Annotated in this window: 5 protein-coding genes and 1 pseudogene; 3 read left to right on the forward strand and 3 right to left on the reverse strand. The window is 63.0% G+C overall.

Going from position 1 to position 10,080, the window contains the following annotated elements; all coding sequences use genetic code 11:
* Positions 1-126: 126 nt before the first annotated feature.
* The 3 genes and pseudogenes from WAW17_RS32840 to WAW17_RS32850 all read left to right on the forward strand — a co-directional run.
* A pseudogene (locus tag WAW17_RS32840) lies at positions 127-393 on the forward strand (SLATT domain-containing protein); the annotation flags it as partial.
* Positions 394-871: 478 nt separating this feature from the next.
* Positions 872-1,993, forward strand: coding sequence for a site-specific integrase (locus WAW17_RS32845; RefSeq protein WP_422337009.1), 1,122 nt, complete (start codon positions 872-874; stop codon positions 1,991-1,993).
* Positions 1,994-2,000: 7 nt separating this feature from the next.
* Entirely contained in the window at positions 2,001-3,023 is a 1,023-nt protein-coding gene (locus WAW17_RS32850; RefSeq protein ID WP_422337005.1) for a hypothetical protein, read from the forward strand.
* A 128-nt stretch (positions 3,024-3,151) separates the two neighbouring features.
* On the opposite strand, the gene WAW17_RS32855 is transcribed toward WAW17_RS32850, so the two are convergent.
* The 3 genes from WAW17_RS32855 to WAW17_RS32865 are packed head-to-tail and all read right to left on the reverse strand — an operon-like array spanning position 3,152 to position 9,594.
* Positions 3,152-6,265, reverse strand: a complete 3,114-nt coding sequence (locus WAW17_RS32855) for a type I restriction endonuclease subunit R (RefSeq protein WP_422337006.1) — start codon at positions 6,263-6,265, stop codon at positions 3,152-3,154.
* A gap of 3 nt (positions 6,266-6,268) precedes the next feature.
* Entirely contained in the window at positions 6,269-7,618 is a 1,350-nt protein-coding gene (locus WAW17_RS32860) for a hypothetical protein (protein ID WP_422337007.1), read from the reverse strand.
* The gene (locus WAW17_RS32865; protein WP_422337008.1) at positions 7,615-9,594 is read right to left on the reverse strand and encodes a type I restriction-modification system subunit M; all 1,980 of its coding nucleotides are present in this window, start codon (positions 9,592-9,594) and stop codon (positions 7,615-7,617) included. The genes WAW17_RS32860 and WAW17_RS32865 overlap by 4 nt, the downstream gene beginning before the upstream one ends.
* Positions 9,595-10,080: the final 486 nt, after the last annotated feature.

Here is a 10,080-nt window from a genome sequence, read left to right on the forward strand (position 1 = left end):
CCGGCGCACTCGGAGGCGATGATCAAATGGGCAATGATCGGATTGATGGCCCGACGACTCGCCCCCGCACGCGGACGACGCCCCTGGCAGTCGACCCGCGCGGCGTGACACTTTCAGAACACTTTCTTAGATTTCGCGGGCATCATAGCGGCGCTAGTCGCGGCCGGAGCTGCGTGGCTCGCCCTGAAGCAGTACTCCCAGCTGACATCCGCATACCGTGTAGCCGCGATAGAACTTGCACTTCAAGCCGACGTGCTGAAAGCAGTCGATGAGGCTGGATGGCCGCAGGCGGTTGCAGATGCAGAGGAAGCGATTAGTCGCGAACACACCATGTGGCTCGCTTCGCGAGGGGAAGAGCCGCTTCCTTCGCCGCCGAACCCGAACGGAGCGTGACATGATCCTCGTGCCTCGTGCCTCGTGCCCGCGGCAGCGAAAGTACACAATCTCAAGATCCAAGGGCGTGCCATGCGCGAGGGCAGGCTAGGTCGCTGGACTCGCAAACCGGCACAACGCACGCGACAACCAACTCTAGGTCGAGGATCGAATCGGCGACGGCACTCATCGAGGCACTTTCTGCGCAGCCCTAACCGCGGCGGGCCGCGGCCTGGCCGCTTGATGTGCTGAGGAAGAGAGGTCGCTGTCAGGCTCTGCATGACTCACCTGCTAATTCCGGGTATGACCAAGTTGAAATGATCGGCGCAGGGGGTCTGAGGCTCGTGGTGCGGAAACGAAATTTTCCGCAGCATCGACGCCGAAACCGCACGTCGCGCCGCGTTTTCCGGTGCAGCAGTTCTGTCGGTAGGTGCCGGTAGGGTCCGCGGTTGTGACGATCGAACAGACCGCCGGGACCCGCACCGCCGCACCGGAGATCATCCCCGCCGACGAGTGGGGGTTGGCGCCGGAGCTGACCGAGGACGCCGCAGCCCGGATCGCCGGTGCGGTGTCCTCGTCGCGGGCCGAGGGAACCCGACGCACCTACGCGTCGGCGTGGCGCCGATTCGAGAAGTGGTGCACCGTCAATGGGCACACCGCCCTCCCAGCGCACCCGATGACCGTGGCCGCGTACCTCGTCGACGCCGCCGACACCTACGACACGGTGGGGGAGCGGGCTTACTCCCCGTCCACGCTGGCCCGCTGGGTGGCGGCCATCGGCTACCACCACCGTGCCACCGGGCACCCCACCCCGCACACCCACGAGCTGGTGCGATCCACGCTGTCCGGGATCCGCCGCACCTACGCCGCCGCCGGCGACCGCCCCCGCACCCCGCGGGCGCCGCTGCTGGTCGACGACATCGTCACCATCGTCCACTCCGCCCGGCAGGCTGTTACCGGCTGGGCGGCCGAGGTCCACGAACGCCGCGACACCGCACTGCTGCTGATGGGCTTCGCCGGCGCCTTCCGCCGCAGCGAACTCGTCGCCCTGAACTGCGGCGACGTCAGCGTGCACCGCCTGGACGGAATCCACATCCGGTTACGCCGGTCGAAGACCGACCAGGAAGGCGCAGGCACGATCAAGGCCTTGCCGTTCACCACCTCACACACCAGCTGCCCACCATGCGCGTACTTCCGGTGGGCACAGGTCGTGGCCGCGTTCGACCTCACCGGCCGACCGGGGGTGATCCGGTTGCTGCGCACCACCCCGGCGTTCGAGGGGCATGTGTGCCGGGGGGCCCTACCGCGAATGCGGGCGCATGCGCCGTTGTTCCGGTCGATCCACAAGAACGGCAACCTCTCCGAGACCGCGCTGTCGGGGGCGTCGGTGCATGCGGCGATCCGCCGCCGCGCCCAAGCGGCCGGGTACGACGAGAATGTCGTCGCCCAACTCGGTGGGCATTCGTTGCGGGCGGGGTTCGTCACCCAGGCGTTCCGCAACGGCGCGGACGCGCACGCCATCATGCGCCAGACCGGGCACAGTCACCCGGCCACGGTGGAGATCTATGCCCGGGAGAACGCCCCGCTGATCGGCAACGCCGTCACCGAGATCGGCCTTTAGCGACTCCATGAGCATTGACGCAGAAAGCTTCCCGCCGCCCGGTAACAGCCCAGCCGTCGCCCGCCGGTACGCCCACGATTGGGCGCTCTTCGCCGACTGGTGCTCGGCCTGCGACTACCGCATGTTGCCGGCGCACCCGGCCACCGTGGCGGAGTTCCTCGCCGACCACCCGGCCGCCCACAGCACTCAGCGGCGCCGGATTACCGCAATCAACACCGTCCATGCGGCCAACGGGCATCAGTCGCCCGGACGCAGCGAGACCATCCGGCAGATGTTGGGCGCGGCTCGAGCGGAACGCCTGGCGAGGGTCGCGGCCGTTGCCTGGCAGCGGATCCCGCGGATCCCGGTAACAGGGTGGCCGGGAGGGTTGTTCGGCCGCCGGGACGCCCTCATCCTCGCCCTGGTCGCCGTCGGCCTGAGTTTCGAGCAGATTGCCCGGTTGCGCCGCGCCGACGTCGCAATCGACGCAGAAGCGCTGGTGATCGGTGTGGAGGGGCAGTGGATTCGTGTGGCCGCTTCGTCCACTGGCGACGTGTCTGCGGTGGAGGTGTATCGGAACTGGGTCGAGATCCTCGGCTTCCTCGACCGCTACCCGAGCGCTCGGCTCCTCGCCGGCCGCCTCGACACGAAAGCGGACCTGTCCGCCTTCGCGAAGTCGGCCCGCCACGACACTCGGCCACTGCTGAGCCCCATCGACAGGTGGGGACACACCCCCCTTGCGCCGACCGCGTTGTCCGGGCAGTCCGTCGCGACCATCGCCCGCGCTCACCTGAACGGGCAGGCTCCCAATCACAAGCGGCCGTCGACGCGGCGACGTACCGTACCGGCACAGGCCGAGAGTGCCACGGGCCCCGGCGTCGTCGACATCGAGCTGGACCAGGGGTACTACGACCGCGGCATCCACGCGCGCCGCGACGCCCATACCCACCTCGAGGACGTCAGCGACATCCTCGACGGCATCGAGGATGAGGCCGACAGGCTCCTGGCCGACCTTCTCGCCATCCTCGACACGCCCGAGCTCGAGACATGAAGGTTCGTCGTCACCTTCGAGGTCCGCCCTCGGTGCGGGCGTCCAGGTAGTCGGCGAGCAACGGTAGGCGCGTAAACCCCGGTCGGTTCACCAGATGACCCAGCCCGATTCGGAGCGCCCGGGGCTCATTAGGTGCTGGTTGAATTGTGACTGCGGTACACCCCCGGTAACAGCTCTCCGAGGAGTTTCTGGGCGAGGTCGGGGTTGTTGAGGATTTGGGCCGAAAGGTCGGTGGAGGATTCCATGGCCCCGATGACGGCGCTGACAAACTCGTTCTGTAGGTCTGGGGACGCGGAGAACTGGGACAGCGAGTTGGCCTGCGCCTGCTGTTTCAGGGTTTCGCTCTCCTCGAGCTTGTCACGGACATGGGTGATGACGTTACGGACGCTGGCCTCGGAATGATCGCCGGAGAACAGGTCGTTGATCTTGTCGATGATCTCCGCCATCGCGACCATCTCCGGATCCCGCACGACCCCGGTGCCCGCTTCCTTGGACGGCTGCAGTTCCACACCGGCGGTGAGTTTGCCATCGATGGTGGCCTTCTCGTGCTGGCCGATGTAGTCGATCTGCACCGTGGACAGGTCGATCGGATCCTTCTGCACACGGTCGGTCAGCTGCGGCGCAAGGTGTTTGAGGTAGATCGCCAGCTTCTCGAGCCAGGGATCTTCGTAGTCGAAGAGCTGGGAGAGGAAGTCGTACTGCTTGATGTAGGTGCCGACGTCCTTGCGGAACATCGCCAACTCCTCGACGGCCACGGCGTCCCCAGCCTCGAGGGCTTCGCGTTGCCGGACGTCGTGCCGGTCGACGGCGGGTTTGATCCAGCGTTCGAGGGCGTTGTGACCCTTCTTCGCCAGGTAATCCTCGACCAGGGCATTGACCTCGGAGGCTTCATAGATCCCGACGACGGAGATTTTGCGTTCGGTGGCGTGGACGATGTTCGGGTCGGTCACATCAGCGAGCGTGGTGACTTCGTAGTACTTGGAGAACTCATCGACGATGTCACCGACATCGTTGGTGAAATCGAGGACGAACGTCTGGTCCTTCTTCGGCGGATAGATGCGGTTCAGGCGTGAGAGAGTCTGCACGGCGGCGACCCCGGAGAGCTTCTTGTCGACGTACATCGCCACCAGCTTCGGTTGATCGAACCCGGTCTGGAACTTGTTGGCGACCAGCATCACCTGGTACTCATCGGTGGCGAACGCGTCGCGCAGGTCGCGGCCTTTCAGGCCGGGGTTGGAATTGCTCTCGGTGAACGGATCCGGCCCGGAGTCGAGGTCGGTGACCTCCCCGGAGAACGCGACCAGGGCGGCGACATTCGTGTAGCCGTGCTCGGCGACGTAGGCGTCGAACGCTTTCTTGTACCGCACCGCGGCCTTACGGGAGCTGGTGACAACCATCGCCTTGGCCTGACCATCCAACCGCCAGGCGACGTTGTCGCGGAAGTGCTCGACGATGATCTGCACCTTCTGGGCGATGTTCGTCGGATGCAGCTTCACCCAGTTCATCACCGACTTGATCGCGGCGGACTTGTCCACCAGGTCCGGCTCGCCGGAGCCACCGGATACCGCGACGGTCCCACTGTTGGGGGTCTCCTCGGTCGAATAGGTCTTGCCGCCATGGGAGAGCCGGAACGCGGTCTTGTACGGGGTGTAGTTGCGGAGCACGTCGAGGATGAAGCCCTCGTCGATGGCCTGCTGCATCGAGTACAGGTGGAACGGCACCGGTTTGCCGTCCGGGCCGGGCCGGCCGAACAGCTCCATCGTTTTCGTCTTCGGGGTGGCGGTGAACGCGAAGAACGAGATGTTCGACGCCGACGCCCGCGCCTTGGTTTCGGCGGCCAGGACGTCCTCGGCGTCCACGGTGCCGCCGTCGGACAGTTCCGCGAGTTCGGACTCGGACAAGACGGCCTTGAGTTTCTTCGACGCCTCACCGGCCTGCGAGGAATGGGCCTCGTCGGCGATGATCGCGAAACTCTTGCCCTTCAATGCCTTGCGGTCGCTGATGGCGTCCAGGGCATAGGGGAAGGTTTGGATGGTGACGATGATGATGTTGGTGCCCGACTCGAGGGCCTGCGCCAGCAGCTGAGACTTCGAACCGCCGAGACCATCGATGTGGGCGACGACCCCGGAACGCTTCTCGATCTGGTTGATCGACTCCTGCAGCTGCGAGTCGAGGACGGTGCGGTCGGTGACGACGATAACCGAATCGAACACCTTCTTGTCCACGTCGTCGTGCAGGTTCGCCAACCGTTGTGCCAGCCATGAAATGCTGTTCGTCTTCCCCGAACCCGCGGAGTGCTGGATCAGGTACTTGTGGCCGGAGCCTTCGGTGCGGGCGGACTCGACAAGCTGGGTGACCGCCTCCCACTGGTGATAACGCGGGAAGAGCATCGTCTGCTTGCGGGTCCTTTTTCCCGTCTGCGGGTCGACGCTCTCGGAGACCTCGAGGTGCATGAACCGGCCGAGGATATCCAGCCAGGTGTCCTTCTGCAGGATCGTTTCCCACAGGTACGCGGTCGGTGATCCGTCCGGGTTGGGCGGGTTGCCCGCATGGTGGTTATTGCCCCGGTTGAACGGCAGAAAGTAGGTGTCGTCGCCGGCGAGTTTGGTGCTCATCTGCACCTGTTCGTTGGAGACCGCGAAGTGCACCAGGGCGCGGGTGCCGAACTGCAGCAACGGCTCACCCTTAGGTGAGCGGGCGGTCTTGTACTGTTGCACCGCGTCAGCGACCGACTGGGTGAAATCGGTCTTGAGTTCCGCAGTCGCGACGGGGATCCCATTGACGAAGAACACCAGGTCGATAGACTTCTTCGGCGCGGTGACCGAGTAGTGGACCTGCCGCATCACCCTCAATCGCACCGCCTCGTACTTGCCGGCGGTGGTGGCATTGAGCCCCGTGTTCGGTTTGAACTGGCACATCGAGAACTGAGCGTTGAAGTCCTTGAACCCCCGCCGCAACACCGCCAATGTGCCACCGTCCGCCTTCAGATCTGCCGATAGCGCCTGCGCAATCCGCTTCAGAAGACCCTGGGCGGCCTTCTTTCGAGTCTCCGGGTCGGCCTCTGGGCTAATGCGTTTGGCCAGCTGGTCGGGCTGTGTGTCGGCCAGCCAGCCGAGCACATCTTCCGGAAACAGCGCCAGTTCCCGGTCATAACCGGTGTCGGTGGGTGAGTACCGCCAGCCATGGTCGGTGAGGTGCTGGCAGATCTCGTTCTCGAATTCGATCTCGTTGTGCTGCGCCATAACCTAGGCTGCCCCTCGAACATCGATCTTGCCGGTCACGGCATCTGTGATCAAGGCTGCGCGATACTCGCGAAGTGTCTCGATTACCTCGGCTGCCTTTGCGATTAGTGCATCAATTTTGGTGCAGCGATCGTCAAGGAAGTCAACGATCTCAGCCTGTTCCTGCGATGGGGGAAAGCCGGCCCGTTCGTCCAAATAGCTCTGCTGATCAAGGTTCTGGATGCCCGTGTTCTGCTTAATCGAAGGGTAAGTCAGCCGTGACGTGTATAGACAGTGATGCACGTATGTCCAGAACTTCGGGTGCTGGCCCGGAGAAAGAACGACTCGTGCCACGAAGTTTGAGCACACGGCTGGCGTATCGGAGTCGTAGACTACGACGAAGCCGACCGGGTTTCTATCGCCGCCTCCGGACTTCTCCAGTAGAAGATTGCCCCGGCGTAGGAGCCGTCCGTTGCGTTCTGAGGCTGAGATTTTTCGGAATGTGATGCTACGGTCGTGAATCGCGAGCTGTGGGCGATCAAAGTCGGCCACACGAACGCAGCGGATGTCGTCTTCGCTGCCGTCCGGGTCGCTGCCCCAGATACCATTCCGGGCCGACTCTACCGAATGTTTGAGACGGTCAACGGACCAGTGAACGGGTATCGCACCTAGCCATTCGACTCCGGACTCTTTCAGCTCGACGTTTGGGTTGATGCCTTTGGTGACGGCACGGGTGACGGTGGCGGTGCGGTCCTCGCGGAGGGTGACGATGAGCTGTTCATGCTTGCCGATCAGCGCATCGAGCTTCTCTGTCTCGTGATTGAGAAAATTCACGATAGTGTGCTGTTCAGCCGCAGACGGGATCCCTACCCAGAAGTTTCGAACAAATTCGTCCGGTACTCGTTTCAGTCCTCCGGCGCCCGTCATTGCACCAACGCCTGATTGTTTGAACCGATTGCTCTGTACTAGATAGCCGATGAATTGCTGGCTGAGTGCCATGGTGGGTCGAATTGTGGTGACTTCGCTGGTTCCGAATCCGTGCCCAGTAGGGAGCTCATTGATCAGTGCGCCCTTTCCATTTTCAAAACATGGTGTGACCTTCGCGAAGAGGACATCCCCGTCCTCAAAGTAGGTGTACCCGGTAAGTAGGTCCTCGACAGGGCGTGATCGGCTTAGATCTAGTGACCAGTCTTCTCCAATCGCCTCCATCGGCAGGAACGGCACTACAGTGGCCCCTGCCGCGCGTACTTCTGGAGGCGCCGTTGGATTTAACTTGACGTGGTGTCGTAATCGCGCTGGCTGCCATTCCTGCGGGATGTCGCCTAGTTCAGCAGTTGTGGACTCCGTGTACGCCGGGTACGCAGGCCAGTTCATGCGCCGACCTCGCCAAGCATGGCCTGGATCTCCGCTACTAAGACACGTAGGTCCCTCTGGATTTCGTCGAGTGGCCTGGGCGGGGTGTACCGGTAGAAGTGCCGGGTAAACGGGATTTCGTAGCCGACCTTGGTCTTGTCATGGTCGATCCAGGCATCCGGCACGTGGGGGAGGACCTCGCGTTCGAAGTACCCTTGGATGTCCTGCGTGAGCGGCACGTTCTCGGTGTCGCGCAGCGACGGGTCCGGCTCGGGCTCACCCTGCGCATTGGTGCAGATCACTGCGGAGTCGTCGTGTTCGCCGATGCTCGACCAGACCGTCTTAACCAGGGCGGCCGGGGGCTTCACGATCCCGGCGTTGCGCAGTGCGTCCTTGAGTTCGACGACGAATGCGTCGCGGTCCTTCCACTCCCACCCGATCAGCGACGTGAGCGCGTTACGGATAGCGGCCTGCTCTCCATCTTTCAACTTCGCGATCGATTTCACTGAGAGGATGTCGTCGATCTTGTCTGAGGTGATTTCGAAGCGCAGCTGCAGCGGTCGTTCGACGGTGATGGTGGAGTAGCCGAATTCCTTGCCATCGAAGACCTTCGAGATCGACGGCGCCTCATCCGTACCGTCATCGTCGATGAAGTCGTCATACAGCTTGGTAATTGTCGCAAGGTCCTGCTCGCGCAATTCCTTACGTTTGGCCCCGAGGGATTTGCGCATTTTACCGAACATATCGACGGCGTTGACGAGCTGGACCTTGCCCTTACGCTGCGCGGGCTTGGTGTTGTCGAGGATCCAGATGTAGGTCGAGATGCCGGTGTTGTAGAACATGTCGGTCGGTAGGGCGATGATCGCGTCGAGCAGGTCGTTCTCGATGATCCACTGGCGAATGTTCGACTCACCGGATCCGGCGCCGCCGGTGAACAGCGGCGAACCGTTGAGGACCATCGCCAGGCGGCTGCCCTTGTCCTTGGGCCCGTGGACGGGGCGCATCTTGGAGATCAGGTGCATCAAGAACAGCAGTGACCCGTCGGATATCCGGGGCAGGCCGGGGCCGAAGCGTCCGGCATGGCCGCGCTGCTCGTGCTCGTCAGTGACACTTTTTTGCTGGGTTTTCCATTCGACCCCGAACGGGGGGTTGGAGAGCAGGAAGTCGAAGTGACGGCCGGAGAAGCCGTCGTCGGTGAGGGTGTCGCCGAGATAGATGTTGTCGACGCCCTGACCTTTGACGATCATGTCGGATTTACACATGGCGTAGGAGCGGGCGTTGATCTCCTGCCCATACAGGACAGGCTTGGCATCGGGGTTCATCGTGGTGAGGTGGTCGTAAGCTACCGAGAGCATCCCGCCGGTGCCGGCGGCGGGGTCGTAGATTTCCCGCACGATGCCCGGTTTGGTGAGCTCGAGGTCCTTTTCGGCGAACAAGACATCGACCATGAGGGCGATCACCTCACGCGGGGTGAAGTGGTCACCGGCCTGGGCGTTGTTGGATTCGGCGAACTTGCGGATGAGTTCTTCGAAGATGTAACCCATGTCGTGCCCGGACACCACGTTCGGGTGCAGGTCGACGTTCGAAAATTCTTTGACGATCAGGTACAGCCGGTCCTTCTTCTCCAGCTCGGCGATCAGGGCCGGCAGCGCGAAGCCCTCGAACACGTCGCGGACGTTGGGGGAGAAGTGCTCGATGTAGTCGACGAGGTTGTCGGCGAGCCCTTCCGGATCGGCGGCGAGCTTGGCGAAGTCCCACTTGGAGGTGTTGAAGAACGGCAGGTTGAACTTGGATTTGAGCACGATCCCGGGATCGACACCGAGTCCCTGGATGTTGCTGTATTCGGCCAGCACCTGGTCCTTGGTGGGGGCGAGGATGGCGTCGAGGCGACGCAGGATCGTGAACGGCAAGATCACGTCGCCGTACTGGTTCGGCTGGTACGGGCCGCGCAGCAGGTTCGCGATGTTCCAGATCAGGGTCGCGTTCGTCTTCGCCATGTGGGGTGGGGCTCCTTGGTTCGATGTGCCGAACAAAGTTACCGCGAGCAACCAGCTGGTATTCACCAAGCTGTCTCACGTGTTTCTGCTGTTTCGACGAACCACGGCAGCGAGGCAGTCGCCATGCGAGGACGGCGGGTCGAGTTGTCAAGATGGGGAATCACCGACACCCTCGAACACGGCGTACGGGTGACCGTTCGAAACTTGGCGATCAGTCGAACGGGACTGGCGCAGCCCTGTGAGCACTACATGGGACCGCGATGACGCCGCCCGATCATCGCGGGCAGTGATCGATCATCGTGTGTCGGATTGATCGTCGGTCCGGGGCAGAACGACGTCGAACCGGTACCCACACCCACACCCACACCCACTCCAACTCGCCGCCGCGATCGCGGATTCGAGACCGAATCACGAAGCTCCGGCGGTCTCGATCATCACGGCAACCGCGAGCGGGCCAGTACTGATTCAGGCTGGAGCAAGGCCGGA

The organism is Rhodococcus sp. (in: high G+C Gram-positive bacteria) (assembly GCF_049286785.1).
Lineage (GTDB): Bacteria > Actinomycetota > Actinomycetes > Mycobacteriales > Mycobacteriaceae > Rhodococcus_F.